Below are 26,745 nucleotides of genomic sequence, written 5' to 3'. Positions count from 1 at the left end.
CCTGTGGAGAATTTGTGAAGACATGTAGGTGCCACGCATCGGCCGGATCTGTCGTTCCGTCAATTTGTCGGGGCACCAAGCGATTTCATTCCCGGCGGCCGTTGATAGGGTCACTCCAGTTTTCATGCCCCTGCCATTTCATCGACCAGACCGCGAGGACAACGCCCTTATGCAGACGATGTTCTGGAGTCGCAGACGGCTCCTCGGGGCGGCCGCCGCCGTGACGGCCGCCGCCGCCACCCCCCTGTCGCTGACGCCCCCGGCGCGCGCCGCCGCACAGGACACGCCGACCGTCCCGCCGGCCCTGCCCGACACCGACCGGGCCAGGGTCGTCCAGGCGTGGACGACGGGCGGCAAGGCCACCAAGGCCGCGGCCGCCTACGCGCTGTACGGCACCGACGCCGAGGTCGCGACGTTCCTCGCCGAGACGCTGCCGAAGGTCACCGCCGAGGACAACCGTGTCGCCGTCGCCAGGTACCTGGCCCGTTCCGGCAAGGGCCTGCGCCGCGAGGCGGTCGCCGCCCTCGACAACGGCGACGCGGCCATCGCCGCCTTCCTGGCCGACCAGTACAAGTCCGCGCTGATCGAGGATCTGAGCGTGGCGACCTCCATCATCTCGTCCACCGGCGACAAGGCCGTCCAGCGGGCGGCCTCCGCCGCGTTGGACGCCGGCACCCAGCAGGCGCTCGAGGGCTTCCTCACCGACGGCCAGTACGACGCCCGTCTGGAGGACGCCAGGGTCCAGGTGTCCTCCATGCTGATCGGCACCGGGCCCGAGGTGCGCAAGTACGCGGACCGTGCCCTGAGCGGCACGGCGACGGACGTCCAGTGGTTCCTCGACACCGGCCAGCACATCGCCCGGGCCCGGGACCAGGAGTCGGCGACCATCGCGGAACTCGTCGCGGTGGTCGAGCGGGAGGGCAAGCGCGCCCAGACCGAGACCGACCGGGCCGTCGAGGCCTCCGCACGTGCCATGACCGCCGCCGAGAAGGCCAAGGAAGCGGCCGAGAAGGCCGCCGCGGAGGCCGCGGCCGCCAAGGAGGACGTCAAGAAGTCCGCCGCGGCCGCCCGCAAGGCGGCCAGCGCCGCCAAGGGTGCGGCCAACGCCGCCCGCAACGCCATCAGCGCCTCCAACGCCGCCGTCACCGCCTCCCGCCGCGCCTCCTGGGCGGCCGCCGCGGCCTCCCAGGCCGCCGCGACGGCCGGCAACGCCGCCTCGCACGCCTACAACGCCGCCATCGCCGCGTCCAAGGACGCCAACAAGACCAAGGCGGCCAAGGACGCGGCCGTCGCCGCGTACAACTCGGCCGCGAAGGCCCGGACCGCCGCCAAGGCCGCCGACTACGCCGCGTCCGCCTCCGCGCAGGCCGCGAACGCCGGTTCCTCGGCCGCCTCCGCCGCGCGCAACTCCGCCGCCGCGGCGACCGCCGCGGCGCAGGCCGCCACGGCCGCGGGGGCCGCGGGGTCCGAGGCCGCCGAGGCCAAGCGCCAAGCGGCCATCGCGACGACCGCGGCCAACCGCGCCACCAACGCCGCCTCCACGGCCCAGGCGCTCGCCAACCAGGCGGCCTCCGCCGCGCGCACCGCCCGGGACGCGGCCTACTCCGCCGCCGACCACGCGGAGAAGTCGGCCAAGGCCGCCGAGGAGGCGGTGAAGTTCGCCGGTCAGGCCATCGACTACGCGAACAAGTCCACCGCGCACGCGGCCGAGGCCGTGAAGGCGGCGAACACCGCCACCAAGGCCGTCGAGGACGCCATGGCGGTGGAGCAGGCGGCCCGTGCCGCGGAGATGTCCAGGCTGGAGCAGGACAAGCTCCAGGGCATGGACGAGGCCCGCCTGCTGGCCGCGATCGAGGCCGAGGAGCGGGCCGAGTACGAGGACAAGCGCACCCAGGAGGCCCAGACCGAACAGGCCCTCAAGGACACGATCGCCGCGGCCGAGAAGGCCCTGTGGGAGACCGGCGACCTGACCCTCGCCGCCACGCTGGGCCGCAAGGCAGCCACCGGGCTGCTGGAGGCCAAGGGTGCGTGGACGCGGGAGGCCGCCCAGCACGCGCTGGCCGGCACCGACGACGACGTGCTCTCCTGGGTCGACCTCGACCGGGGCATCGCCCAGAACCAGGACGACCGCGAGACGGTCCTGTACATAGCCCAGATATCCAGCCCCGCCATCGCGGAGGCGGCACAGACCGCCCTGTCGAGTTCCAGCTCCGCGGCGATCGGCGACTTCCTCACCTCGGGGATGATCCGGGCCTCGCAGGACGACAACAAGGTCCAGATCGGCCGCATCCTCAACGACAATCCCGGCAGCGCCGTCAAGAAGGCCGCCAACGACGCGCTGGACAAGAACACCCCCGAGGCGCTGCAGGACTTCTTCGAGCGGACCTACCCGGCGGCCCAGCGGGAGGACGACGCGGTGGAGACCGCGACGTCGGTGGCGACCGGGGGCGAGTACGTCAAGTCGTACGGCGAGGTCGCCCTGGAGGGCCCGGCCTGGATGCGCCGGAACTTCGTCCTGGTGATGCAGCACACGGCGGCTCAGCTCGACCACGACTCCGCCACCCACGTCGCGGCGATCCGCGGGACCATCGCGGCCGGGGCGAAGATCGCCTACAAGGCCCAGGAGAACGCGGCCCTCGCGTCGAAGGCGGCGGCCGACGCCCGCAAGGCCGGCGCCGAGGCCCAGGAATGGGCCGACAAGGCGGTGGACGCGGCGCGTGAGGCGGAAGGCTACGCCGACCAGGCGAAGCAGAACGCCGACGCCGCGGACCGGTCCGCCGCGGACGCCCAGGCCTCGGCGAACCAGGCCAGCTCGGCGGCCGCGACCGCGCGCAGCGCGTCCAGGTCGGCCAACTACTCCGCCAACAAGGCGGTGGACGCGGCCCGTTCGGCGCTGGCGTCCTCGCACAGCGCCCAGGCGTCCGCCGCCAGTGCCCGCCAGTCCGCCCTGCAGGCCGGCAAGGACAAGGCGACGGCGGCCGCGGCGGCCAGCGCGGCACGCACCGTCGCCGCCCAGAAGCGCCAGGCCGAGATCGCCGAGGCCGCCCGTGAGGCCGCCGAGAAGGCGAAGCGGGAACGGCAGGAGGGCAGGAACCCGGCCAACAGCGAGACCCACGACGAGGTCCACCCCAACGGCACCGGTTCCGGCTCCGAGCAGGAGGACTGGTGGTCGGACGCCGGCTGGTGGGCGGACGCCGCGGGCAAGGTCAGCGTCGCCACGGGCTTCATCGCCGCCGGCCTCGGCCTCGCCAGCCTGGTCTTCCCCCCGCTGGCGGCGGGGGCCGCGTTCTTCGCCTGGGTCTCCGTGGGCGCCGGCGCGCTGAGCGCCGTCTTCACCGGCATCGAACACGGCTTCGGCAGCGGTGAGTTCATCGGGGCCCTCGGCGGCACCGCCCTCAACCTGGCCACCTTCGGCCGGGGCAAGCTGGTGACCACGGGCCTCAAGAAGGCGGCCCCCGTGGTCAACAAGGTCGCGGAAGAGGGCAAGGAGCTGGTGTCCTCGATCGCCGGCGGCCTGTCGAGCCTCTGGTGACCGGCACCGCCCACCCGTCACGCGACGGGTGACCCTCCCGCCCCGCCGGTGACCGGCGGGGCGGTCCTCTGACGTCCCACCGCCGCGCCGACGCGGACCCACGGTCTCGGGCAGGCCTCACGCCCCTCCCCCGCGCCGCACTCCCCCGGGACGTTCCCCAGCCTCCGCTCACCCGGTGGCACGTCACACCCGAAAGGTAAGTACGACCATGCGACCATCCTCTTTCCTCGCGCGATATCGACGCGCGGCCGTTCCCTTGCTGGCCGTCCTGGTCCTGGGCACCACCACCGCGATGGTGCCCGCGTCCCAGGCGCCGGAGGTGTCCCAGGCCTCGCAGGCGTCCCCACGCGAGGCGGACGGAGCCGGTGCGGGCAACACGACCGGCGTTGCCGCCCCCACCGAGACCCGGCCCGTACCGCTGGCATCCGGGGAGCACTGCGAGCCCACCCGCGCCGGCTCCCGCGAGCGCAGGGCGGGAGCCGTGGAAGCCTGCGTCACCACCAGCACCAAGCCGGTGACGTCGGCCGAGCGGCAGTCCCTCGCGGCCGCGCAGCCGACGACGGCTTCCGTCGCCGCAGACGAGGCCAGTTGCGTCATCACGGTCCCGGGCCAGTGGAACTACAGCCGCTTCGGCTACTGCGTCAGCGGCCTGACCGTGCTGTACGTACTGAAGGACAGCAACGGCAAGGAACTCGGCACCGGCACGCTGAACGTCGCGACCAGCGCCCTCCTGCCCGCCGACCTCGCCAACCCCAAGTGGAACGAGTACGTCACGGTGACCATGACCGGCGCGACCGGCGCCGTCACGTCCCTCACCGCGAAGCTCAGGTCCGCGTGCACGGCCGGCTGCAAGGCGAGCAAGACCGCCCCGTGGTACGGGGGTGAACTGGTCAAGGGCCAGTCCGTCAACGGCTTCGTGACCTACACCTCCTCCCCGGCCGTCGGCGCGAAGGTCCAGTTCACGACGTCGTACCAGCTGTACGTCACCTCTCCCGGGGCCCAGATCACCGACCCGAACGCCTCCTGGAGCAACCCGGAGCAGATCCGCTGCGACGACGACGTCCGGGACACGACCGTTGCCGACAGCAAGCCCGGCCGCGGTTGTGTGGTGCCCTCCGTCATGCCGGTCGTGAAGCTGGACTCGGCGTCGAGCACGGGCGCCGCGGTGGCCGGCTACCAGTGGGCCCAGGAGAACCTCGCCGACGGCTGGGGACGCGACAAGCCGCTGACCCGGGCGAAGAGCGGCATCGCCGACCGCACGAGCCGCACCTGCGGAGCCGGGAGTTCGGTGCCCTTCCAGGCCCGGCCGGACCTCGTCACGAACGACAGCTGCGGCGGGTTCCCCTTCGCGGCCACCCACGAAGGGGGCGTCGACGGCGCCCAGTGCGCCGAGGTCGTCCCCAACCCCAGCAGCGGCGGCTGGGACGTCTACAAGCTGAACGGCGAGAACTCCGGCCGGCCCTGCGCACGCGTGCACGCCCCGCCCGCGGACATCCAGGCCGCCGAGACGCAGCTCACCGAGGGCTTCGCGAGCCAGCGCGTGGTGGAGGCCGAGCAGTTCAAGGTGGAGATCACCGGCTCGGCCCCGCAGCCTCAGGGCGCCTGCCTGAAGAGCGCCCCGACGGGAGCGCTTCCTTCCGGTAACGGGTGGTACAGGAACACCACCGAAGCGGTCGCGCACACCAACAAGACCACCAACCCGCTCGGTCCGCCGGGCACTCGGGCGACCATGGCCCAGGCGTGTATCGGCAAGAACCTCGAAGAGGGCTCCCCGGCCGAAGGGGACATCACCGGCTGGCAGGACGCCCAGGAGTTCGCCCGCGTCAACTCACCCGGCACCGGGCTCGCCCGGTGCCACCTGATCGCCAACATCCTGGGCGGCCCGGGCGCGAGCCGGGACGGCGGAGCGGACAACCTCGTCCCCTGCTGGCAGGTGGGCATGAACACCGGAACGCCCAGCATGCGGACCTACGAGTTCGCCGCGCAGACGGCGGTGGGGAACGCGGCCTTCGGACCGAACGACTCGATCTTCTACCAGGTCGTTCCCGACTACCGGGACAGCACCAGCACGATTCCGCAGGGGGTCACGATGAGCGCTACAGTCGAACGGGCGGACGGCACCACGCAACCGCTGTTCCCGGACGTGTACATCACCAACACCCAGCGCAACACCGGGAAGCTCAACCTCGGAAACTGATCACAGCTGATCCGCGCCACCGGGAGCCGGAATGAGTCGTACCACCCCGCCGCGACCGCTCGACGTCACGGCGCTCTTCCCTCGACTGGCCCCGCTGGCACGTACGGCGACCCGGCTGCACCCTCGCGCCGGGTCGCCCTCGCGGCACGACAGCTCGGTCGGCGGACCACTGCTGTGGCCCGCCGACGAGCCGTGGCCACACTGCGACGACCCGCACACCTGGGAGCAGGTGACCGCTGCCTTCTCGCTCGAAGAGGAGCGGCAGGACCGGGGCATCCCGACGCCAGGGGCGAGCGAGCAGCCGGACGGCCCCGGCGCGGACGAGGCCGGGGACGGGGAATGGCCGCTCGACGACCTGGCCGACGCCGACCAGCCGTGGCCCGGCGGCCCGATCGCCATGCTGCCCGTCGCTCAGTTGTACGCGCGCGACGTCCCCCTGCTGCGTCCGCCCGGACAGACCGAGGCCGACCTGCTCCAGGTCCTGTGGTGCCCCTTCGACCACCCGGCCCACCCCAGGACGGCGCTGTTCTGGCGGTCCGCCGCCTCGGTCACCGACGTCCTCGGCACACCCCCCGAGCCGCCCGCGGTCGAGTACCCCGGCTACCTGCCCCAGCCGTGCCTGCTCTCGCCGGAGGAGGTCACCGAGTACCCCCACTACATGGAGCTGGGCAAGGAACTGCGGGAGGAACTGACGGACTGGAACAGGTGGCGGACCGCCGAAGGTGCGGTGGACGACTCCTACGCCGCGGCCCCCGAGGACTTCTACAAGACCACGCTGTCCGTCTCCCCCGGCTGGAAGGCCGGTGGCTGGACCCGCTGGGGCCTCACCGACCCCACACCCCGGAACTGCTCCGCATGCGGCACCGCGATGGATCCGCTGCTGACCATCGCCACGACGGAATGGAACCGCGGCACCAGGAACTGGGCGCCCGAGGGAGACGGGGCCCGCGACCCCCTCCCCCCCGGTGTCCCCCCGGCGAACTACACCCGGATCGACCTCGCCCGAGGTTACGACCTGCAACTGCACGTCTGCCCGGTGTCCCCGGACCACCCCCACCTGGAGCTGATCCAGTAGGCCCCCTCAAGCGCCCGTACGCGCGCAGCTGAACTCCTCGACCTCCCCGAACCGGAAGGGACGCCGGCCTGCGGTCGTGCCGTCGCCGACTACAAGAGAGAGCTGGGACCGGGAGGTCGGCCTCGACCAGGCGGGGGGCACTGGCCGAGGCCGACGATCACTCTCGATCCGACCTCAGTTCATCGCGCACCGCGCGAATCGACCGGATCGCAGTGATCATCTTTTGAGTGAGGGATGGGACCTGGTCGAAAAGGTGGCCCAAGACAGTAAAGCCCCCGACGACCGCAGCGGTACCAACAGTCACCCAGCCTGCCAGTTCCATGTAGCTCCTTTCTGGAGAGGGGACGGCGGAGGCGCGAGCCCAGTGCCGACAACCCCCCGTCCAGCACTTGGAACTGGCCTGCTACACCGGCCCCCTTCGCAGGGGACTGCTACATGTCCTTGCGGGCCCTCTCAGGTTACTGACCTTCAACTGCCCTGTCTCAAGCTTCTGGAGAGGAGGCCGACCGAGGGCCCCACGGTTCCGGTGGGACTCGTCCGACGTTCGGCAATCTCCGCGACCAGACCCCGCCCCGGACTGGCGCTGCGCCTGCGGTTGCGGCCGACAGTCCGAGCAGTGGGCGCACGCCGGCGATCGCGCGGTCGAGGTTCGCGCCGATGGTGTCGCCGAGGAGGGGGGTCGTGCTGGTGCCGTGGGTGTACGACGGCTGTGCGGGGGGCGGGGTCATCGGAAGTCCTCCTCGCGGTACTCGTTGGCGGAGCCGGCGGCCGTGGCCTCGCGCAGCTCGATGCGGCGGATCTTGCCGGAGACGGTCTTGGGCAGCTCGCCGAACTCCAGGCGGCGGATGCGCTTGTAGGGGGCGAGGGTCCGGCGGGAGTGCTCGAAGAGGACCTTCGCGGTGTCCGGGCCCGGCTCCCAGCCCGCCGCCGGGACCACGTACGCCTTCGGCACCGCGAGGCGCAGCTCGTCCGGGGCCGGTACGACGGCCGCCTCGGCGACCGCCTCGTGCTCCAGCAGGGCGCTCTCCAGCTCGAAGGGGCTGATCTTGTAGTCGCTGGCCTTGAACACGTCGTCGGCCCGGCCGACGTAGGTGAGGTACCCGTCCGCGTCGCGGGCGCCGATGTCGCCGGTGCGGTAGTAGCCGCCGGCCATCGCCTCGGCCGTGCGGTCGGGGTCGCCGTGGTAGCCGGTCATCAGGCCGACGGGATGCTCGGAGAGGTCCAGGGCGATCTCGCCCTCGTCGGCGCCGGGGGCGCCGGTGACCGGGTCGAGGAGGGCGACGCGGTAGCCGGGGCTGGGGCGGCCCATGGAGCCGGTCTTCAGGAGCTGGCCGGGGCTGTTGGAGACCTGGACGGCCGTCTCGGTCTGCCCGAAGCCGTCCCGGACGGTCACCCCCCAGGCGCGGCGCACCTGTTCGATCACCTCGGGGTTGAGCGGCTCACCGGCGGCGACGGCCTCGCGCGGCGGGGTGGCGAGCCGGCCGAGGTCGGACTGGATGAGCATCCGCCAGACCGTGGGCGGGGCGCAGAAGGTGGTCACCGCGGCCCGGTCCATCTCGGCCATCAGGCGGGAGGCGTCGAAGCGCGTGTAGTTGTGCAGGAAGACGGTCGCCTCGGCGTTCCACGGCGCGAACAGGTTGGACCAGGCGTGCTTGGCCCAGCCGGGCGAGGAGATGTTCAGGTGGACGTCGCCGGGCTTCAGCCCGATCCAGTACATGGTCGCGAGATGCCCGATCGGGTACGAGGCGTGGGTGTGCTCGACCAGTTTGGGCCGGGCCGTGGTGCCCGAGGTGAAGTACAGCATCAGCGGGTCGTCGGCGGTGGTCGGGCCGTCCGGGGTGAAGGCGTCGGGGGCCTGGTACGCGTCCTCGTACCGCAGCCAGCCCGCAGCGGTGGTGCCGCCGACCGCGACGCGGGTGTAGTCGCCGGGGACGTCGGCGAACTTGGCGGTGTCCTCGGCCCGCACGATCACGTGCCCGACCCGGCCACGGTCGACGCGGTCGCGCAGGTCGGCGGGGCCGAGCAGCGGGGTGGCCGGGATGACCACGGCCCGCAGCTTCATCGCGGCGAGCGCGGTCTCCCACAGCTCGACCTGGTTGCCGAGCATGACGAGGATGCGGTCCTCGTGGCCGACGCCCCACGCGCGCAGGCCGTTGGCGACCCGGTCGGAGCGGGCGGACATCTCGGCGAAGGAGACCCGGACCTCGCTGCCGTCCTCCTCGACGATGTGCAGCGCCGTGCGGCCGTTGCCCTCGGCGATGACGTCGAACCAGTCCAGTGCCCAGTTGAAGTTCCCGGGACGAGGCCAGGTGAAGCCCTCGTACGCGGCGGCGTAGTCCTCGCGGTGCTCCAGCAGGAAGTCCCGTGCGCTGCGGAACAGCTCCGTGGCCGTCGTCATCCGTCCTCCTTCGTGCCGGACCTTGCCGGGCGGCTGGCTGCCATCGTGTAATCCGTGATGCAGGTCTCACTACCCCCGAACGGGGGTGTGCGTCCCGGGACGGGCGCGAGGAAGGCGGAACGGGTGGCGGTGGACACGGCCGACGGGGTGGAGATCCGCAGGGCGCTGGTGCGGCTACGGCGGACGACCGGGCTGCCGGTCGCCTTCGGCGGGCTGGTGGAGTCCGGGCGCCGCCAGGTGCGCATCAGCGAGCTGAGCGGGACCGCGACGGCGGCGCTCAGCGCCCTCGCGGTGACCTCCGGCAACGGGCTGGGCGGCAAGGCGGTGGCGCTCACGCGGCCGTGCGCGGTGAGCGACTACTCCGTCTCGCGGCAGATCAGCCACGAGTACGACCTCCCCGTCGCCGCCGAGGGGCTGCGCTCGGTGGTGGCGGTGCCGGTGGTCGTACGGCGCCGGGTGCGCGGGGTGCTCTACGGAGCCCTGCGCGCGGCCCAGCCGCTGGGCGACCGCACGCTGAGCGCGGCGGTGGAGGCGGCGCGGGACGTGGAGCAGGCGCTGGTGCTGCGGGACGAGGTGGGCGAGCTGCTGACGGCGGCCCGGCCGCGGCCCGGGTGCGGCCGGGCGGACCTTCCGGGCTGGGAGCAGGTGCGCGAGGCGCATGCCGCGCTGCGCGCGCTGGCGCCGAGGATCGCGGATCCGGCGCTGCGGGAGGAGTTGTCGCGGGCGTGTGGACTGCTGGCGGCCGGGGGCGGGCCCGTACCGCTGTCCGCCCGGCTCGCTCCCCGGGAGGTGGACGTGCTGGCGTGTGTGGCCGCCGGGGAGACGAACGCGGCGGCCGCGGAGCGGCTCGGGCTGCGCCCGGAGACCGTCAAGGCCTATCTGCGCTCGGCCATGCGCAAGCTCGGCGCCCGGACCCGGGGCGAGGCGGTGGTTGCGGCGCGCCGGGCGGGACGGTTGCCGTAGACGGGGTGGCCTGCGGGTTTTCTCGTGCCGCCTTTCGGATGCGGTCCCGCCGCCTTGTTGTGTCCGTCACCTCCTCGTCCCCCGGCGGTGCAGGGTGCCGTTGCCTAATATTGGCCGGGACACGACATGCGGGTGGGGTGCGGCGGACGGAGGGGGGCGGTGACCGTGCGACGGGACTTCGCGGAGTCCGCCGGATGCCGCTCCGACCTGGTCATCGGGCGGGAGGAGTCGTTCGGCGCGGCGCGCGAGCAACTCGCCCGCGGGGGGAGTGTGCTGCTGCACGGCCCCGCCGGAATCGGGAAGTCGACCGTCCTGCGGAGCCTGACCGCCGAGTACGCGCACCCGGCCCACACCGTGCTGCGCTGCTCGGCCACCGAGTCCGAATCCCATCTCCCCTTCCTCGCCCTGGCCGACCTGTTCGGTCTGGTGCTGGAGGAGGTCTCGGACGCTCTGCCCACAGCGCAGCGCACGGCGCTGGAGTCGGCGCTCACCGGCCGCGGCGAGTCCACGCTCCAGCGCGACGGCCTGGCGCTGCGGCTCGCGGTGCTCTCCACGCTGCGCGCGCTCGCCGCGAAGGGCCCCGTCCTGGTCGTCGCCGACGACCTGCAGTGGCTCGACCCGGCCAGCGCCGAGCTCCTCGGCTTCGCCGCCCGCCGCCTGGGCGACACCCCGGTACGGATGCTGTGCGCGGTGCGGACCGAGGGTCCGGAGACGGAGGGCGCCGCGTACGACCGCCATCTGCGCGCCTCCCCGCCGGACACCCGCGCGGTGCGTCTCGGACCGCTGACCCGCGCCCAGGTCTCGGCCCTGCTCGACGACCGCGGCTACGGGGGCCTGCCCCGCTCCACGGTCCGTGACATCCACCGCACCAGCGGCGGGAATCCGCTGTTCGCGCTGGAGCTGGGCCGGGCGCTCGCCGAGAGCCCCACCGCGCCGCGACCGGGCGAGCCACTGCCGGTGCCGACCTCGCTGCGCGCCCTGGTCCTGTCCCGGCTGGAGATGCTGTCGGACGAGGCCCGGCGCACCCTCCTGGTGGCCAGCGCCGGCGCCCGTCCCACCCCGGCCCTGCTGCACGCGGCCGGCCGGCCCCACGCCGAGGCCGAGACCACCCAGGCGGCGCGGCTGGGACTGCTGGCGACCGACCCGGAGGGGCCCACCGTACGGTTCGCGCATCCGCTGATCTCGGCCGCGCTGTACGCCGAGGCCCCGGCGCCGGAGCGGCGGGCCGCGCACGCCGCGTTGTCCACGGCGGCCTCCGACCCGATCGAGCGGGCCCGGCACCTGGCCCTCGCCACCACGGGCACCGATCCGCGGGTGGCGGCCCGGCTGGCCGAGGCCGCCGCGCTGGCCCGGGACCGCGGGGCCCCGTCGGTGGCGGCGTCGCTGGGGCTGCTCGCGGCCCGGCACACCCCGGCGGGCGGCGTACCGGGGCCGGACGAGCGCCGGCTCCAGGCCGCCGAGGACGCGATCACCGCGGGTGAGCAGGACCTCGCCCGGGACATCGCCCGCGAGGTGCTGACCCGGGCCACCGCGCCCGGTGAGCGGGTCCGCGCCTGGATGGTGGTGATCGAGGCGGCCGGGCAGGCCATCGGCGAGGTCGACGCCGTCTTCCCGCAGGTCCTGGCCGACGCGGGGGACGACCCCCGGCTGCTCGCCCTGGTCCACTACCAGCTGGCCTGGCGCGGTCTGGTGGTCCAGGGGGACTTCGCGCAGGGCCGGGAGGAGGCCGCGCACGCGGCGCGGCTGGCGGCACGGGCCGGGGACCGGCGCACCGAGCTGCTCGCGCTGGCCTTCCAGGCGCAGGCCGAGACGCTGATGGGACATCCGGACGCCCCGGCGACCATCCGGCGGGCGTTGGACGAGCCGCAGGACGAGCGGGTGGCGTGCCATCACAACGGGGCGGGTTCCTCCCGGTTCCGCTGGCTGGTGATGAGCGACCGGCTGGCGGAGGCGCGGACCGCCGCGACGGCGCTGCTGCGCGAGGCGCGTCGGCGCGGCATGGCCGAGAGCGAGGTCCACTACCTGCGTTTCCTCGCCGAGACCGAGCTGCACTCCGGGCACTGCGGCCGGGCCCTGGAGCTGTCCCGGGAGAGCCTGACGCTGGCGCGGGACGCGGGCATCGGCGAAGGCGCGGGCGCGATGCAGGCGGCGCTCGCCGAGGCCGCCGGCGGGGACGTGGAACGGGCGCTGGTCCTGGCGCGGGAGGCGGTGCGGCGGGCCGAGGAGGACGGCGACGCGGTGTACCTGTCGCGGGCGCTGGCCGCGCTCGGTCACGCGAGTCTGGTGGCGGGCGACGCGGGGGCGGCCGTGCAGGCGCTCGGCCGGGTACGGGAGTTGGAGGCCGGTGCCGGCATCACCGACCCGGCGCGCGGCCGGTGGCAGGGAGACCTCGCCGAGGCGCTGGTGCGTACCGGGGCGCCGGCCGAGGCGCAGGAGGTCATCGACGTCACGCGGGTGCACGCGCTGCGGCTCGGGCGCGGTGGGGTGCTCGCCGTGCTGGAGCGGGCCGAGGCGCTGGTGCGGGCGGCGCGGGGTGAACACCGGGCGGCGGTCGCCGCCTTGACGTCGGCGCGGGAGCGGCTGGCCGAGCTGGGCTACGGCCTGGAGGAGGCGCGGGCGGCCTTCGCGCTGGCGGAACTGCGGGCGGGCCGGCCGGGGCGGGCGCCGGGCCCGGCCGCGTACGACGAGGCGGCCCGCCTGTTCCGGCGCTGCCGGGCGCTGCCCTGGCTGCGGCGGTTGGAGGCGTCGGTCGCGGCGCGCGCGGCGGTCCCCGCGCCCGCCCCGGCCCTCGCGGTGCCCGACGGTCTGGCGGGGCTCGCCGCGATGGAGCGCCAGGTGGCCGCGCTGGTCATGGAGGGCGCGACCAACCGGGAGATCGCCGGCCGTCTGTTCGTCAGCGTCAAGACGGTCGAGGCGACCCTGACCCGCGTCTACCGCAAGCTCGGTATCCGCTCCCGGGTGGACATCGTCCGGCTGGCGGCGGGCCGGCGGGCCGAGTGACACGTCCTCGGAGAGGCGGAGTCGGGGACGCGGAGCGGGTGACACGGCCTCGGGGAGGCGGAGTCGGGGGCGCGGAGCGGTGAGGCGGGGCGGCACCGAGGGGTGGCCGAGGGTTTTCCCTGCCCGACTCCCCTAGGGGCTTCCCTCATTGGGAGGTCCGCGCCGCCGGTCCTAGCGTGAGCACGTGCCGCTCGCCCGGGCATACGGGGGTCTGTCCCGAGACCCCCGTGTCCACCCCCCACCCCGTGCGACCCCCCACCGGCAACCCCTTGAGGAGACTCATGTTCGGGCTCACCCGCGCCAGATCGACCGCCGCCGCCCTGGCCACCGCCGGCGCCGCGGTCACCGCGTTGCTGGCCGCGCCCTCCGCCGTCGCCGCGCCGCAGCCGATCGTCGGCGGCTCGACCACCACGACGAGCGCGTACCCCTACGTCATGCAGGTCACGGACGCCTCGCAGAACCAGTTCTGCGGTGGCACCCTGGTCTCCCCCACCAAGGTCGTCACCGCCGCGCACTGCATGGTCGGCGAGAGCACCCGCAGCGTGCGCGTGGTCGGCGGACGCACCTATCTGAACGGCACCAACGGCACGGTCGCGCAGGTCAGCCGGATCTGGATCCACCCGGACTACACCGACGCCACCAACGGCGACGACGTCGCGGTCCTGACCCTGTCGCGGTCGATGCCGTACACGCCGGCGAAGTACGTGTCCGCCTCGGACACCGCCGTCTACGCGGCCGGCACCACCGCCCGCGTCCTCGGCTGGGGCACCACCCGGGAGAACGGCTCCTCCTCCAACCAACTGCGGACCGCGACCGTACCGGTCGTGTCGGACACCAGTTGCCGCGGCTCCTACGGCTCCGACTTCGTCGCGAGCGACATGGTGTGCGCCGGACTCCCCTCCGGCGGCGTGGACACCTGCCAGGGCGACAGCGGCGGTCCCCTGGTCATCGGGGGCGTCCTGGCGGGGATCACCTCCTGGGGCGAGGGCTGTGCCCGGGCGGGTTACCCGGGTGTCTACTCCCGGCTGACCACCTTCTCGGGCCTGGTGACCGCGCAGGTCACCTCCTAGCCCGATCCGGAACCTCCTGAGTACCCCTCAGGTGACAGACCGGGGGGCGTTGCGGGCCTCCACGAGCGGCCCGCAACGCCCCCTCTCCATGTCAGTCGCCGCGTACGGTGCCCTGCCGGACGTCGTACGCCGTCCCCGGGTGCAGGGTCGCCAGCATCCGCAGCCCCTCGGTCGCGACCTCGTCCCACCGGGCCTCGGTGAGGCGCTCGAAGGGCTCGACGACGAGGACGTCGTCGGCCGCCTTCCACAGCCCGGCGACGAAACCGTCGACCATCAGGACGCGGTGCGCCACGTTCTTCGACCAGGTGCGGCCCTTGTGGGCGGGCGGGACGAGGCGGGTGCGGTCGGCATGGGAGAGGAGCAGGTTGTCGAACTCGGGCAGGAAGCGGGGCGGGGCGGGGGTGTCCGGGTCGGGGCGGGGCGCGTCCGGGAGGTCGAACAGCTCGGTGCCGTCCGGCGCCCGGAAGGTGACCAGTCGGGGACGGAGCCGCTCGAAGGCGTCCCGGAGCCGGGTCAGGCCCGCCCAGGTCTGCATGTCCTTCACGGAGGCGGGTCCGAAGGCGGCGAGGTAGCGGAGCACGGTCCCGTCCGGAGCGGGAGCCGGCCGGGCGGGGCGGCCGAACCAGTGCTCGGCGGTGGTGAGCATGACCTGTCCGCTCCGTCCCCACAGGCCGCGCGGTGTCACCTGCACGAGCGGGAGCCGGCAGCGGGCGGCGACGGCCAGGGCCTGCGGGTCGGCGTCCGGCCACCGGGCGAGGAGCGCCTCGCGCAACTGACCCATGGTGCGCGGCTCGGTCTCGACCAGCTCACGGGCGAGGCCGGCGAGCCGGTCCAGGTCGACGCCCACGAGGCCCTTGCGGAAGTTCCCCAGCTCCCGGTCCCGGGCGGCCTGCACCAGCGGACGCAGGGTGAGGCAGTCGTCGGCGGTGTGGGTGTGGATGGTCGAGCGGAGGGTGACCAGGCGGGCGACCCGGCGGTCGGCCATCGCCGCCGACAGGTCGTCGGGCGTGAAGCCGTCGAGGCGGGCGGCGAGCGCGTGGTACGGGGGCTTCACGTTCTGGGCCTGGAGCCCGACGAGGTGCGCGACGGCGGCCTCGGCCGGCATCGCCGCGCGGCGCAGCAGCAACTGCCGTGCCAGGGTGGCGCGGTTGAGGGCGCGGATGTCGAGGACGGGGGCCGTCGCGGATGCCTTGGTCGTCATGGCGTGCACGGTAGCGGGCGACGCGGACGGGTCGGGCGGGTCCGGTCCGCGAGCGCGGGGCGCCGCGGCAGGCCCGCCCGCCCTGCTGCTCAGGTGTCCTGGCAGGTGGGCCGGTAGGCGAGCTGCGGGAGGATGTCCTGCCAGGTGGCGGGGGTGAGGTCGCCGCCGGTGCGGTCGCAGATGTGACGTACCGTCCGTTCCATGTCGAGCGGCCAGAGGCGGGCCGTCAGGTCGTGGCTCGCGGAGGCGACGGTGTCGCCGCCCGGGTCGAAGGCGACGGAGGTGACCGTCTCCAGGTGGCCGGTGAGCTCGCGGCCGAAGGGCTCGGCCCGGGCCGGGTCGGCGACGCTCCACAGGCGTACCGCGTGGTCCTCGCCGCCGCTCGCCAGGGTGCGGCCGTCCGGGGCGAAGGCCACGGACGTGACGCCGCCGCGGTGCCCGGCCAGCGGCTCGCCGAGGGCACGGGCCCGGCCGGGGTCGGTGACGTCCCACAGCCGTACCGTGCGGTCCCTGCCGCCGGTGGCGAGGGCAGGGCCGTCCGGGGCGAACGCCACGGAGTTGACCCAGTCCCCGTGGGCGGTGAGCGGCTCGCCCAGCGGACGGCCGCGGTTCCGGTCGCTGACGTCCCACAGCCGGGCCGTCTTGTCCTGGCTGCCGGAGGCCAGGGTCCTGCCGTCCCGGGCGAAGGCGACCGAGGTGATCCAGTCGGTGTGGGCGACCAGGGGCGCGCCCATGGGCCGTACGTCGTCCGGGCCGCGTACGTCCCACAGCCGGATCCTGCCGTCCGCGCCGCCGGTGGCGAGGGTACGGCCGTCCGGCGCGAGGCAGACGGCGAGGACGCCGCCCGGGTGCGCGTCCGGAAGGGTGGCCGCGGGGGCGGGCCGGGCCGGGTCGGAGACGTCCCACAGGCGTACGGTGCCGTCCTCGGCGCCGGCGGCGACGGTGCGGCTGTCGGGGGTGAAGGCGACGGACAGGATCGCGGCCTCGTGGCCGGTGAGGTGGCGCGGCAGCGGACGCGGGTGTCCCGGCCGGCGGACGTCCCAGAGCCGGACGAGGGCGTCGTCCGTACTGGCGGCGGCGAGCAGGTGGCCGTCCGGGGCGTACGCCACGGAGGTGAGCGGGTTGGTGAAGTCGGTGAGCACGTTCTCCGGCAGGTGCCAGACGCGGACGCTGCGGTCGGTGCCGGTGGTGGCGAGGGTGCGGCCGTCGGGGGCGAACGCCACGTCCGCCAGGCCCTCCGTGTGCCCGGTCAGCGGTTCGCCGATCTGCTGCGGGTACTCCGGGTCGGCCACGTTCCACAGGACGACGGTGTCGTCCTGCCCGGCGGTGGCCAGCGTGTGGCCGTCGGGGCTGAAGGCCACGGCCCACACGGCGGCCGAGTGCGCGGTGAGGGGGTCGCCCAGCGGGCGCGGGCCCTCCGTCACCGAGGCGTCCCACAGGCGCACCGTCTCGTCGTAGCCGACGGTGGCCAGGGTGCGCCCGTCCGGGGAGAACGCCACCGACCAGACGGCCTCGTCGTGCGCGCGCCGCGGCTCGCCGACCGGGACGGCCCCGCCGGCGCCGCCCAGTCGCCACATGCGCACGGTCCCGGTGTGCCCGGCCGTGGCGAGGGTGCGGCCGTCCGGGGAGAAGGCGACGGAGCGGACGCTGCGGGGGTCGGCGGCGACCGGTTCGCCGATCGGTGCGGGCCGGGCCGGGTCGCGTACGTCCCACAGCCGTACGGTGCCGTCGTCGCCGGAGGTGGCGAGGGTGCGGCCGTCCGGGGAGAAGTCGAGGGACACGACGGACTCCCCCCGGTGGCTGACCAGGGGCTGCCCGGCGGGCCGCGGCCGGTCGCCGTCGCGGACGTCCCACAGCCGGATGCCGCCGTCGTGGCCGGCCGCCGCCAGCAGGGCGCCGTCGGGTGAGTAGGCCACGGCGCCCACCGCACCACCGTCGACGCTGAGCGGCTCGCCGCGTTGCCGGCCCGTGCCCGCCGGGTCCCACAGCCGGACGGTTCCGTCGTGGCCGCCGCTGGCGAGCGTCCGTCCGTCGGGGGCGAACGCGACGGCGCTGCCGATGTCGTCGTGTCCGGGAAGCCGCGTGGACAGCACCCGGCCCGCGTCCGTGATGAGCCGGGTCCGCAGGTCCGGGGTGGAGCGCATGCCGAGGGCGGCGACGTCGAGCCGGGCGGTCAGTGCCGTGTTGGTGCCGCGCAACCGGTCGGCCTCCGCGGTGATCCGGCCGAGCACGGCGTCGTCCCGCTCGGCCCGGGCGGTGTCGCGCAGCCCGAGGGCGACGACGGCGGTGACGGAGGTGACGACCACCAGCAGGGCGAGCGCCGTCGACAGACCGCGCCGCAGCCACAGGGCGCGGTGGCGCCGGCGGGTCGAGGCGTCCAGGAACTCACGCTCGGCGACGGTGAGTTCCGCACTCCGGTGCTCCTGCGCGAAGGCGTCGCGGGCGGCGGCCAGACGCGAGCCGGCGTAGAGCGCGGCGCTCTCCCGGCCGAGGGCCAGCCAGGTGCGGGCCGCTTCGGAGAGCGCCCGGTGGACGCGCAGCCGGTCCCGTTCGGCGTCGATCCAGCCGCGCAGCCGGGGCCAGGCCGTGATGAGGGCCTCGTGGGCGAGTTCGACCCTGCCGTCGTCGAGGGTGAGCAGCCGGGCCCCGACCAGCCGGTCCAGCACGGCACGGGTGCCGTCGGGGTCGCCGAGGTCGAGTTCGGCGTGCTCGGCGGGCCGCCGGGTGTCGGGGGTGCCGTCTCCCGGGGCGACCAGCCGCAGCAGGACGCGGCGGGCGAGGCCGGCCTGGGTCGCGGTGAGTTCGCCGTACACCTCCTCGGCGGTGCGGACGACGGCCCCGCGCAGCCCCCCGGCCGCCTCGTAGGCGGTCTCGGTCAGGGTCCGGCCGGTGCGGTGCCGCCAGGTCTCCAGCAGCGCGTGCGACATCAGCGGCAGTCCGCCCGGGGCGCCTTCGACGTCGTCGAGCAGGCGCGCGGTCAGGGCGCGTTCGACGACCAGTCCCGCAGCGGCGGCCGGCCGGACGACGGCCTCCCTCAGCTCCTCCCGGCTCATCGGGCCGACCAGCAGGGTCGCCTCCTGCAACGCGGCCGTGAGGGCGGGGTGTTCGGCGCACCGCCCCAGGAAGTCGGCGCGGACGGCGATCACCACCCGCAGTGGGCCCTCCAGGGCGGCGGTGAGCAGCCGGTCGACGAAGGCGGCGCGCTCGGCCGGGTCGGCGCAGAGGGTGTACAGCTCCTCGAACTGGTCGACGATCAGCCAGGTGTCCGCCGCGGTGTCCGGTACGGGGTCCAGCCGCTCCGCGTGGGTGCGCAGCGGGTCGGCGCCGGGCGTGAGGACGCGCACGGCGGCGGGCGGCGCGGGGTCGGGGCCGGCCGCGGGTGTGCGCAGGCGGGGGATCAGGCCGGCCCTCAGCAGGGAGGACTTGCCGCTGCCGGAGGGGCCGAAGACGGCGGTGAAGCGGTGTCGTCGGGTCAGTTCGGTCAGGCGGTCCACCAGCCGGTCGCGTCCGAAGAACAGGGCCGCGTCGTCGGGTTCGTACCGGGTCAGGCCCCGGTAGGGCGGGCACGCGTCCTGGTCGGCCGCGGCGAGGGCGGCGGCCTGGGCGCTCGTCTCGCGCCAGCGCCGTTCCCACTCCTCGGGGTCGCCGCCGCACACGTCGACGTAGGCGAGGGTCACCGCGAGTGTGGGGAGCTGCCGTCCGGCCGCGGCCTGCGAGAGGGCGGTCACCGAGAAGGGGACCTTCTGCGCCATCGCCCGGTACGTCGGACGCCCCACCGACTCGCGCAGGGCGCGGAGTTCGGCGGCGAACCGCTGCACCGGTCCGGCCCCCGGGTCCAGCCCCCGCTCCCGGCGCCCCACTCCCCGTCCGCTCACGTGTCCCCGCCCGCCCCGTCGTCGCTCTCGGTCCCCGTCCGGGCGCCCACGGTAGGGAGCCGCCGGTGGGGCGGCAAGCGGGGGGAGGGGTATCGGCGGGTGGCGCACGGGGAGTTCACGGTGTCTTCACCGCGCTCGCGCATCCTCCGGCGCCGGTCACGTCGTTCCGCATTGTTCAGTGCCGCCCCTGAGCTGCTGAACAACGGTGTGGCGCGGTGGAATCGGTGGCCGGGGGAGTGCGGGGCGGCCGGACGCCGTGCGGGGCACGGTAGCGCCGCCCCGCACCCGCCGCGCGCGTGCCGGCGACCGTCGGCACGGTCCGGGACAGGAAGTCACCCGGGAAGGCACCCGGGAAGTCACATGAGAGAGGTGATCCGATGACCGCAGACGCGACCCGCCGGCCGCGGAGCGTGACGCTGGCGGTGGTGCTGCTGATCCTCGGCACGTTCGTGGCGGGCTCGACGGCGGTCGATCCGGACGAGGCGCCGTCCCTCGCGGTCCTGCTCGGCGCGGCCTGCCTCTGGTTCGCCGTGCGTGCGGGCCGGGGGCGGCGTATCGCCCGCACCACGGTCACCTGCCTGACCGCGCTGATGCTGGCGCTGGTGACGCCGTTCGCGCTCGACGACGAGCTGTACGGCGGGGCCACCCTGCTGTTCGCGGCCCTCCTGGCGGTCCCCGGTGTGGTCCTGCTGTACCGGCCGGCCGCCGACGCGTACGTCCGTGCCCGCAGTGGGGAGGCCGGGACGTGACCCGGACGCCGTTCCACGAACCGGAGTACCCGGGGCCCGACTGGCCGCCGCCCGCCCCGCCTCGCCCCCCACGGGAGCCCGATCCGCTCGCCGTCGCCGTCGGCAACGCCTCACTGCTGGGCGCGGGGTACCTGATACTGGGGCGCCGGGGGCTGTTCTGGGCCGCCGTGCCGGTCACCGGCTCGCTGCTGTGGCTCACGTTCTCGACGGCCGAGACCTGGTGCGAGTTGCTCCTGCTGCTGTGGTGGGCGGTGTGCGTCGAGCACGGTCGGCGGCTGGCCCGGCGGGACCCGGCGGCGGGCGCCCGGCGCGGACAGCGGGTGCTGGCAGTGGCCCTCGCCCTTCCCGTGCTGGCGAGCGCGGGGTGGCTGCGGTTCGACGCCCACGGGATCGAGGACGCCGTCGTCGAGGCCCGCGAGGACGGGGACTGCGCCGCCGTGGTGGACGCCCAGGGCCGGGTGGGGTTCGGCCACCGGCTCGCCGCCGCACCGGTGGCCGCGCGGGGCGACACGGCGGTCGGGACGTGCGAGCGACTGGACACGGCCGCCGGGTATCTCAGCGGCGGACTGACCGGTGACCTGGACATGCTGACGACCGGCTACGCGCGGCTCGGCTCGGTCCTCCGGGGCCCCGGAAACGACCGGACGGTCGAGGCGACCCTGCGGCACTTCCTCGGGCGGCTGCCCACCGACGACGGCTGCCTGACCGTACGGATCGCGGACTGGCTCCGGGAGCGCGGCAGGGAGCCGAGGTCCCTGCACGGACCGTCCATCGCCACCGCGGCCCGGATAGCGCCCGGGGCACTGATGGAGTGCGGCGACGCCCTCATGGCCGAGGAGGAGTGGGCGGACGCGCGGGACCGCTACCGGCGGCTGCTCGACGAGCACCCCGGCGACGACCGCGCTGAGGCCGCCCGCGAGGGGATCACGAAGGCCGGTCTGGCCATCGACCTGGACCGGGTCAGGCAACGGGTGACCGAAGCGGACAGCATGCGCACGGGGTACTGCCGGAAGCCGGCGAAGTACGCGCGGGCTCCCGCTCCCCGCAAGGGCGCGAACCGCGCCCTGTTCGTCGGTGACACCGAGTACACGGCCAAGCTGCCCGAGGCGTGGCGGGCCGGTGACGCGGCCGACGCCGCACTGGTGGTCTGCGCGGACGAAACGGAGGCGGGGGACGTCGTCGAGACGTGCCGGTACCGGGGCCACGAGGGAGGCGTCCACAGCGTCGCCTTCAACAAGCTGGCGGTCCGGGTGAAAGCCTACGCGCTGCGCACCGGGAAGCTGGTGGCCGACCGCACGGTGCAGATCGGCGGTTCGAGCTGTCCTGGCGTCCTCAGGTACTTCGGCAGTGTGCCCTCGCGGCAGGCCGTCACCCCGTCGGCCGCCGACGTGCGCAAGGCCTTCGGGCCGGTGGTGGGGCGCTGACCGACCGGCCTCCGGTGGTTGCCGGGCCCCGGGGCGGGCACCCGGGGGCACTGTGCACGGACGAGACAGGATCCTGGTGACCGGCTGGTTCAGCTTCCTGCACGGGGAGGCGACCGCCGGGGACGTGCTGGCGCTGCGGCGGGTGGAGGCGGTGCTGCGGGACGCGGGGCTCGCGTACGACGTCGTGTGGAGCCCCGGGTTCCGGCCCGGGGGCGTCCATTTCGCGGACGTGGACCCCGGCGCGTACACACGGCTGGTCTTCGTGTGCGGGCCCGTACACGGACGGCAGGTCGAGGAGCTGCACCGCAGGTTCGCGCACTGCGTGCGGATCGCGGTCGGCGTCTCCGTCGTCGACCCCGCATCGCCCGCCGCCTCCGGCTTCCACCAGGTGCTCGCCCGGGACGCCGCCGGCACCGCGCCGACCCTGGACCTCGCGGCCCGCGCGCCCGCGCCGACCGCCCCGCCGGTCGTGGGGGTGGTCCTCACCCACGGGCAGCACGAGTACGGCGACCGGCGGCGACATGCCGAGGCCGCCGCGGGGCTGACGCGCTGGCTGGCGGGCCAGGACTGTGCGCGGCTGGAGCTGGAGACCCGGCTCGACGCCCACGACTGGCGGCTGTGCGGCACACCCGCCCAGCTGGAGTCCGTACTCGCCCGGCTGGACCTGGTCGTGACCGACCGGCTGCACGGCCTGGTCCTGGCGCTGCGGGCGGGGACGCCCGCGCTGGCGGTGGACCCGGTCGCGGGGGGCGCGAAGGTGACGGCACAGGCCCGCGCCTGCGGCTGGCCGGCCCTGCTGCCCGCCGAGCGGCTGACGGCGGACGGACTGGAGCACTGGTGGGACTGGTGCCTGACCCGTGGCCGGGAGGAGGCCCTGCGGATCGGCGCCGGATTCCGGTCGGCGGACGCGGCCGAGGACACCGCGGACGCGCTGGTGGCGGCGCTGGGAGGGGGGCCGGTCGGCTGACCCCGCTGCCCCGCAGGGGCCGGTGGGCGCTGGAGCGGGCCGGTCAGTCGGTGCCGGTCAGCCGGTGTAGCTGCGGGCCGTCGAGTCGCGCTGGGCGGGTTCCAGGGCGCGCAGGCGGGCCTCGACCTCCGGCGGCAGCACCCGGCGTTCGCGGAGCACCCACGGCAGGGCGGCCGTCGCCTCGGCGAAGGCGCGCAGGGACGCGGTGTCGCGGGGGACGGTGCGGGCCAGGTGGAGGGTGCGGCGCAGGGCGGGGCCGGCCGGGCGGCGCAGCCAGGTGAACCACAGGGTGTTGCGGATGCCGTGCGCCCGTCGCAGCGTCGAGTCCCGCGCCGCGGAGGGGTGGTGATGGATCGTCAGATGGTCGGCGTACGTCAGCCACCAGCCGTTCGCCGCCAGGTCCGCGGCGAGCAGCTCCTCCTCGCCGCCCAGCCACAGCCGGGGATGGAAGCCGCCCGCGGCCCGGAAGGCGTCGGTGCGCAGCACGGTCGCGGCGGCCAGGAAGGACCCGAGGGCCGGTCCCGGGAGCCAGTCCGGGCGGGGCACGGGCGAGTCGCGCAGCTCCCTGACGATCGGGTCCTCGGTGCCGCCCGGCTCGACGACGATGCGGGCGGTGACCGCCCCGATCGCCGGGTGCCGGTCGAGCAGGTCGGCGGCCCCGGACAGGGAGCCGGGCGCCCACCAGGAGTCGTCGTCGCAGAAGGCCACGTAGGGCGTGCGGACCTGCCGGACCGCCAGGTTGCGGCCGACGGCGCCCAGGTTGCGGCCGGGGCGCAGGAGCGCGACGTGCGGGTGGTGGTGGGCGACGGCGGAGGCGGTGCCGTCCGTGGAGGCGTTGTCGGTGACGATCACCTGCGGTGCTTCGGGGAGTCCGGCGAGGTGGCCGAGGGTGCGCAGGAGTTCGCGGCGCCGGTTGTGGGTGATGACGACGACGGTGGTCCGGACGTCGGTCATGAGGGCGCTCCGGCGGTGCCGTCGACGCCCTCGCGTCCGTCGAGGAGGCGGGCGGCCCGCTCCACGTGCGCAGGCAGGGGTCTGCGGGCGCGCAGGGCGGCGGGCAGGCGGGTGAGCGTCTCCCGCAGGGCGCGCCGGGCGTGCGGGTCGTGGCGTGCCTCGGCCGCGAGGGCGCGGGTGCGGGCGAGGGCGTGCGGGAGGGGGCGGCGCAGCCAGGCGGTGAGCAGGGCGTTGCGGCGTACGACGGCCGGGCGGTCGGCGCGGGGAGCGGGGTCCGGGTGGTGATGGGCGGTCACGTCGGGGCAGTGCGTGACGCCCCAGCCGCGGGAGGCCAGGTCGTAGGCGAGGAGGGTCTCCTCGGCGCCGAAGAAGAGCAGGGGGTGGTAGCCGCCCGCGTCCAGGTAGGCGGTGCGCCGGGCGACGGCGGCGCAGGCGAGGAAACCGAGCACCTGCGTGCCGGGCAGGTCGGCGGCGCGGCCGAGGGGGGACCCGGCGAGCAGGTCGTTGAGGGGGTCCGCGTCCTCGGCCGGGCCCACGAGGACGCGGGCGGCGACCAGGCCCAGCCGGGGGTGCTCGTCGAAGAGGGCGGCCGCGGTGCCGAGCGCGCCGGGTGCCCACCAGGAGTCGTCGTCGCTGAACGCCACGTACGGGGTGTCGAGGGCGCGGACCCCGTGGGTGCGGGCGAGGGCGCCCCGGTTGAAGGGCAGGGAGACCACGCGCACCTGGGGGAAGTCGCGGGCCAGCATGGCGCGGGTGCCGTCGGTGGAGGCGTTGTCGACGACGAGGACCTCGGGCCGCTCGGGCAGGGCGAGCAGGTTCCGCACGGTGACGGCGAGGCTCGCGCGGCGGTTGCGGGTCGCGACGACGATGCCGACGGGGGCGACCGCGGAGGGGTCGGCGGGCTCGGCGCGGGGCCGTTCGCGGGTGGCCGGCAGTCCGTGCGGCACGGCCTGGTGCGGGGCGTGGTGCGGCGTGCCGTGGTTCATGGTGCCTCTTCCAGGACGCCCGGGGTGTCGAGTGCGGCCAGGACGTCCTCGGCGCGGATGCGCAGCAGCGCGGGGTCGGTCGCGCGGCCGTGCGGGTCGCCGTCCGGGCCGGGGTGCCACAGGGCGCGGTGACGGGGGTGGTCGGGCGGGCCCCAGCGGCTGGGCGGGACCGGGCCGAAGAGGGTGACGGAGGGGGTGGCGTGGGCGACGGCGAGGTGGGCGACGCCGGTGTCGCCGCTGACGACGACGCCGGCTCCGGCGACCAGGGCGGAGAGCCGGTCCAGGGGCAGGCCGCCGCCGAACACGTCCGTGTCGGGCAGGCGGGCGAGCTTGGCCAGCCTCGCCACCAGGTCGCCCTCCGCCGCTCCCCCGGTCACGACGACCCGGTGCCCCCGCGCGCGCAGCGCCTCGGCGACGGCCGCGTACCGCTCCACGGGCCAGCAGCGGGAGGGGGCGCCGGCGCCGGGGTGCAGGACCGCGGCGCCGGGGGCGGGGGCCGGCGTCCCGGGGCGGGGCAGGCGCAGGTCGGCCGGGTCGGCGTCGATGCCGTAGGCCCGCAGCAGACGGCACCAGCGGTCGCGTTCGTGCTCGTCGGCGTACCAGGGCGGTCCGTCCACCTCGGGCGTCCGCGGGTGCGCGAACGCCAGCAGCCTCAGCGGGCGCAGCGCCGCCAGGAGTCGGTGGCTGGGCGGTCCGTTGCCGTGCAGGTCGACGGCGACGTCCGGGGGCGGTCCGGTCCAGTCGAGGGTGCGCGGGACGGCGCGGCCGGGTGCGGCGGCGGGCAGCAGCCGGTCCACGGCTCCCGTCGCCGCGACCAGCGGCGCCAGCTCGGCGGGGGCCGCCAGCACCAGCTCGTGCCCCGGATACGCCCGACGCAGCGCGCGCAGCGCGGGCACCCCGGCGAGCAGGTCCCCGAGCCCGAGGGCCCGCAGGACGAGCAGCCGCGGACGGGCACCCCCGGCCGGGGGGTGCCGGGTCATCGGACCCCCTCCGCCGCCCGGGCCAGCAGGGCCGTGGAGGAGCGGCCGTCGAGGTAGGGCAGGAGGACCGCCTGGCCGCCCCACTCCTGGAGGAGCGCGGCCTCGGGGAGGTCCGCGCCCGCGTAGTCGCCGCCCTTGACCCAGACGTCGGGGCGCAGGTCGCCGAGGAGGCGTTCGGGGGTGTCCTCGTCGAAGACGGCGACGGCGTCGACGCAAGCCAGGGCGCGCAGCACGCGGACGCGGTCGGCGAGGGGGTTGACGGGGCGCCCGTCGCCCTTGCGGCGCCGTACGGAGGCGTCGGAGTTGACGCAGACGACGAGGCAGTCGCCGAGCCGCCGGGCGGCCTGGAGGAGACCGACGTGGCCGGCGTGCAGCAGGTCGAAGCAACCGCCCGCGGCGACCACCGTGCCGTGCTGGGCGCGGACCCGGGCGGTCAGGGCCCGCGGGTCGCCGGAGTCGGTGTCCGGGGCGGACGCCGGGCCGGCGCCGGCCGGGGGCAGGGCGCCGGCCCCGCCCGCGGCGACGAACGCCGTCGCGGCGCCCACCGCGCCCTCGACGGCCTCCCCCACCAGGGCCCCGTCGGCGAGCAGTCCGGCGGCGGTGGCGGCGAACCGGTCCCCCGCGCCGCACGCGTCGCCGTGGTGGGCGCCGGGGGCGGGGACCAACAGCGGGTGTTCGCCGTACGAGAGGAGGGCGCCGCGGGAGCCCAAAGTCACCGTCACCGCGGCCACCCGCCAGTCGCGCACCAGCGCGGCGGCGGCGAGGGCGGCGGTGCGCAGCCCTCCGCCCGCCCGGCCGTCCCGGGGCGCGAAGCCGTGCGCCTCCTTCTCGGCCGGTGTCACCAGCCGGGTGCCGGGCACCGGTGGGCCCCCGCGCGGGTGCGGGTCCCAGACCAGGGGCGGGCGCGCGGCCAGTACGTCGCGCAGGGCGTCGGCGGCGCCGCGGCCGTAGTCGGAGACGAGGACCGCGCGGGCGTCGCGCAGCGCGGCGCGGGCCTCCTCGGTGGCCTCGTGGACCCGGCCGCCGCCGCGGTCGAGGCGGACGACGGGGCTGCCCTGCGCCAGCACGCGGGTCTTCTCGGGCACCGTGCCGGTGAGCGGGAGCGGGACCAGCGTCAGCCAGGGTTCGAGGAGTTCGCGCAGGGCGAGGCCGGCCGGGTCGTCGCCCAGGCCGGTGATCAGCGTGACCTCGCGGCCGTCGCGGGCGGCGAGGTACGCGGCGAGGGCCGCTCCCCCGGGCCGTACGCGTTCCGCGCACTCGGAGACCACCGGGACCGGCGCGTCGGGGGCGAGCCGGTCGGCCGAGCCGGTGAGGTCGCGGTCGAGGAGGGCGTCGCCGACGACGACCAGGGGGGTCCGGTCGGCCATGCGCTCC

The 26,745-nt window shown here is 75.5% G+C and carries 16 protein-coding genes; 9 read left to right on the top strand and 7 right to left on the bottom strand.

Annotation, left to right across the window (positions count from 1 at the left end; all coding sequences use genetic code 11):
- Positions 1 to 169 precede the first annotated feature (169 nt).
- The 3 genes from ACGF5T_RS18500 to ACGF5T_RS18490 all read left to right on the top strand — a co-directional run bounded on the left by ACGF5T_RS18500 (position 170) and on the right by ACGF5T_RS18490 (position 6,804).
- Entirely contained in the window at positions 170 to 3,532 is a 3,363-nt protein-coding gene (locus tag ACGF5T_RS18500) for an ALF repeat-containing protein (RefSeq protein ID WP_361009592.1), read from the top strand.
- A 208-nt stretch (positions 3,533 to 3,740) separates the two neighbouring features.
- A complete protein-coding gene (locus ACGF5T_RS18495) occupies positions 3,741 to 5,729 on the top strand; it encodes a DNA/RNA non-specific endonuclease (protein WP_366766391.1) in 1,989 nt (662 codons plus the stop codon).
- A gap of 31 nt (positions 5,730 to 5,760) precedes the next feature.
- On the top strand, positions 5,761 to 6,804 hold the full coding sequence (locus ACGF5T_RS18490; protein ID WP_366766392.1) for a hypothetical protein: 1,044 nt from the start codon (positions 5,761 to 5,763) through the stop codon (positions 6,802 to 6,804).
- Between the two features lie 724 nt (positions 6,805 to 7,528).
- Here ACGF5T_RS18490 and ACGF5T_RS18485 read toward each other — a convergent pair.
- Entirely contained in the window at positions 7,529 to 9,202 is a 1,674-nt protein-coding gene (locus ACGF5T_RS18485) for an AMP-binding protein (RefSeq protein WP_366766393.1), read from the bottom strand.
- A gap of 123 nt (positions 9,203 to 9,325) precedes the next feature.
- Here ACGF5T_RS18485 and ACGF5T_RS18480 point away from each other — a divergent pair, with 123 nt between their 5' ends.
- From ACGF5T_RS18480 to ACGF5T_RS18470, 3 genes are all read left to right on the top strand, one after another.
- Positions 9,326 to 10,165, top strand: a complete 840-nt coding sequence (locus ACGF5T_RS18480) for a helix-turn-helix transcriptional regulator (protein WP_366766394.1) — start codon at positions 9,326 to 9,328, stop codon at positions 10,163 to 10,165.
- Positions 10,166 to 10,324: 159 nt separating this feature from the next.
- Complete coding sequence (locus ACGF5T_RS18475; protein WP_366766395.1) at positions 10,325 to 13,165, top strand: AAA family ATPase; 2,841 nt, start codon at positions 10,325 to 10,327, stop codon at positions 13,163 to 13,165.
- Positions 13,166 to 13,446: 281 nt separating this feature from the next.
- Positions 13,447 to 14,235 (top strand): serine protease, encoded by a 789-nt coding sequence (locus tag ACGF5T_RS18470; RefSeq protein WP_356607262.1) that lies wholly within the window; start codon positions 13,447 to 13,449, stop codon positions 14,233 to 14,235.
- 91 nt (positions 14,236 to 14,326) lie between these two features.
- Here ACGF5T_RS18470 and ACGF5T_RS18465 read toward each other — a convergent pair whose 3' ends face one another.
- Together ACGF5T_RS18465 and ACGF5T_RS18460 are read right to left on the bottom strand one after the other, a co-directional pair.
- Positions 14,327 to 15,436, bottom strand: a complete 1,110-nt coding sequence (locus ACGF5T_RS18465) for a winged helix DNA-binding domain-containing protein (RefSeq protein ID WP_366766396.1) — start codon at positions 15,434 to 15,436, stop codon at positions 14,327 to 14,329.
- Positions 15,437 to 15,525: 89 nt separating this feature from the next.
- Complete coding sequence (locus ACGF5T_RS18460; RefSeq protein WP_366766397.1) at positions 15,526 to 19,311, bottom strand: WD40 repeat domain-containing protein; 3,786 nt, start codon at positions 19,309 to 19,311, stop codon at positions 15,526 to 15,528.
- 377 nt (positions 19,312 to 19,688) lie between these two features.
- Here ACGF5T_RS18460 and ACGF5T_RS18455 point away from each other — a divergent pair, with 377 nt between their 5' ends.
- The 3 genes from ACGF5T_RS18455 (at position 19,689) to ACGF5T_RS18445 (ending at position 22,451) form a co-directional block, all read left to right on the top strand.
- Complete coding sequence (locus ACGF5T_RS18455) at positions 19,689 to 20,060, top strand: hypothetical protein (protein ID WP_361009572.1); 372 nt, start codon at positions 19,689 to 19,691, stop codon at positions 20,058 to 20,060.
- The gene (locus ACGF5T_RS18450; RefSeq protein WP_366766398.1) at positions 20,057 to 21,484 is read left to right on the top strand and encodes a hypothetical protein; all 1,428 of its coding nucleotides are present in this window, start codon (positions 20,057 to 20,059) and stop codon (positions 21,482 to 21,484) included. Before ACGF5T_RS18455 ends, ACGF5T_RS18450 begins: the two co-directional genes overlap by 4 nt.
- A 76-nt stretch (positions 21,485 to 21,560) precedes the next feature.
- On the top strand, positions 21,561 to 22,451 hold the full coding sequence (locus tag ACGF5T_RS18445) for a polysaccharide pyruvyl transferase family protein (RefSeq protein WP_366766399.1): 891 nt from the start codon (positions 21,561 to 21,563) through the stop codon (positions 22,449 to 22,451).
- A 57-nt stretch (positions 22,452 to 22,508) separates the two neighbouring features.
- Here the strand turns inward: ACGF5T_RS18445 and ACGF5T_RS18440 are convergent, their stop codons facing one another.
- From ACGF5T_RS18440 to rfaE2, 4 genes are read right to left on the bottom strand one after another with little or no spacing between them, the layout of a single operon-like run.
- Positions 22,509 to 23,405, bottom strand: a complete 897-nt coding sequence (locus ACGF5T_RS18440) for a glycosyltransferase (RefSeq protein WP_366766400.1) — start codon at positions 23,403 to 23,405, stop codon at positions 22,509 to 22,511.
- Complete coding sequence (locus ACGF5T_RS18435; RefSeq protein ID WP_356607276.1) at positions 23,402 to 24,391, bottom strand: glycosyltransferase; 990 nt, start codon at positions 24,389 to 24,391, stop codon at positions 23,402 to 23,404. The genes ACGF5T_RS18440 and ACGF5T_RS18435 overlap by 4 nt, the downstream gene beginning before the upstream one ends.
- Positions 24,388 to 25,371 (bottom strand): glycosyltransferase family 9 protein, encoded by a 984-nt coding sequence (locus tag ACGF5T_RS18430; RefSeq protein ID WP_366766401.1) that lies wholly within the window; start codon positions 25,369 to 25,371, stop codon positions 24,388 to 24,390. The genes ACGF5T_RS18435 and ACGF5T_RS18430 overlap by 4 nt, the downstream gene beginning before the upstream one ends.
- Positions 25,368 to 26,738 carry a D-glycero-beta-D-manno-heptose 1-phosphate adenylyltransferase gene (rfaE2, locus tag ACGF5T_RS18425; protein WP_356607280.1) on the bottom strand — a complete coding sequence of 457 codons (1,371 nt, stop codon included), beginning with the start codon at positions 26,736 to 26,738 and terminating at the stop codon, positions 25,368 to 25,370. The genes ACGF5T_RS18430 and rfaE2 overlap by 4 nt, the downstream gene beginning before the upstream one ends.
- Positions 26,739 to 26,745 lie beyond the last annotated feature (7 nt).

The sequence above is a fragment of the Streptomyces sp. NPDC047853 genome, from assembly GCF_043204535.1.
In the GTDB taxonomy this organism is placed as follows: Bacteria; Actinomycetota; Actinomycetes; order Streptomycetales; family Streptomycetaceae; genus Streptomyces.
The sequence above is the reverse complement of the archived record's forward strand: the minus strand, read 5'-3'. Positions and strand labels throughout refer to the sequence as shown.

Coding starts and splice junctions, on each gene's coding strand:
- ACGF5T_RS18500 (WP_361009592.1), top strand. CDS start 170: ATGCAGACGATGTTCTGGAGTCGCAGACGGCTCCTCGGGGCGGCCGCC.
- ACGF5T_RS18495 (WP_366766391.1), top strand. CDS start 3,741: ATGCGACCATCCTCTTTCCTCGCGCGATATCGACGCGCGGCCGTTCCC.
- ACGF5T_RS18490 (WP_366766392.1), top strand. CDS start 5,761: ATGAGTCGTACCACCCCGCCGCGACCGCTCGACGTCACGGCGCTCTTC.
- ACGF5T_RS18485 (WP_366766393.1), bottom strand. CDS start 9,202: ATGACGACGGCCACGGAGCTGTTCCGCAGCGCACGGGACTTCCTGCTG.
- ACGF5T_RS18470 (WP_356607262.1), top strand. CDS start 13,447: ATGTTCGGGCTCACCCGCGCCAGATCGACCGCCGCCGCCCTGGCCACC.
- ACGF5T_RS18465 (WP_366766396.1), bottom strand. CDS start 15,436: ATGACGACCAAGGCATCCGCGACGGCCCCCGTCCTCGACATCCGCGCC.
- ACGF5T_RS18455 (WP_361009572.1), top strand. CDS start 19,689: ATGACCGCAGACGCGACCCGCCGGCCGCGGAGCGTGACGCTGGCGGTG.
- ACGF5T_RS18440 (WP_366766400.1), bottom strand. CDS start 23,405: ATGACCGACGTCCGGACCACCGTCGTCGTCATCACCCACAACCGGCGC.
- ACGF5T_RS18435 (WP_356607276.1), bottom strand. CDS start 24,391: ATGAACCACGGCACGCCGCACCACGCCCCGCACCAGGCCGTGCCGCAC.
- ACGF5T_RS18430 (WP_366766401.1), bottom strand. CDS start 25,371: ATGACCCGGCACCCCCCGGCCGGGGGTGCCCGTCCGCGGCTGCTCGTC.
- rfaE2 (WP_356607280.1), bottom strand. CDS start 26,738: ATGGCCGACCGGACCCCCCTGGTCGTCGTCGGCGACGCCCTCCTCGAC.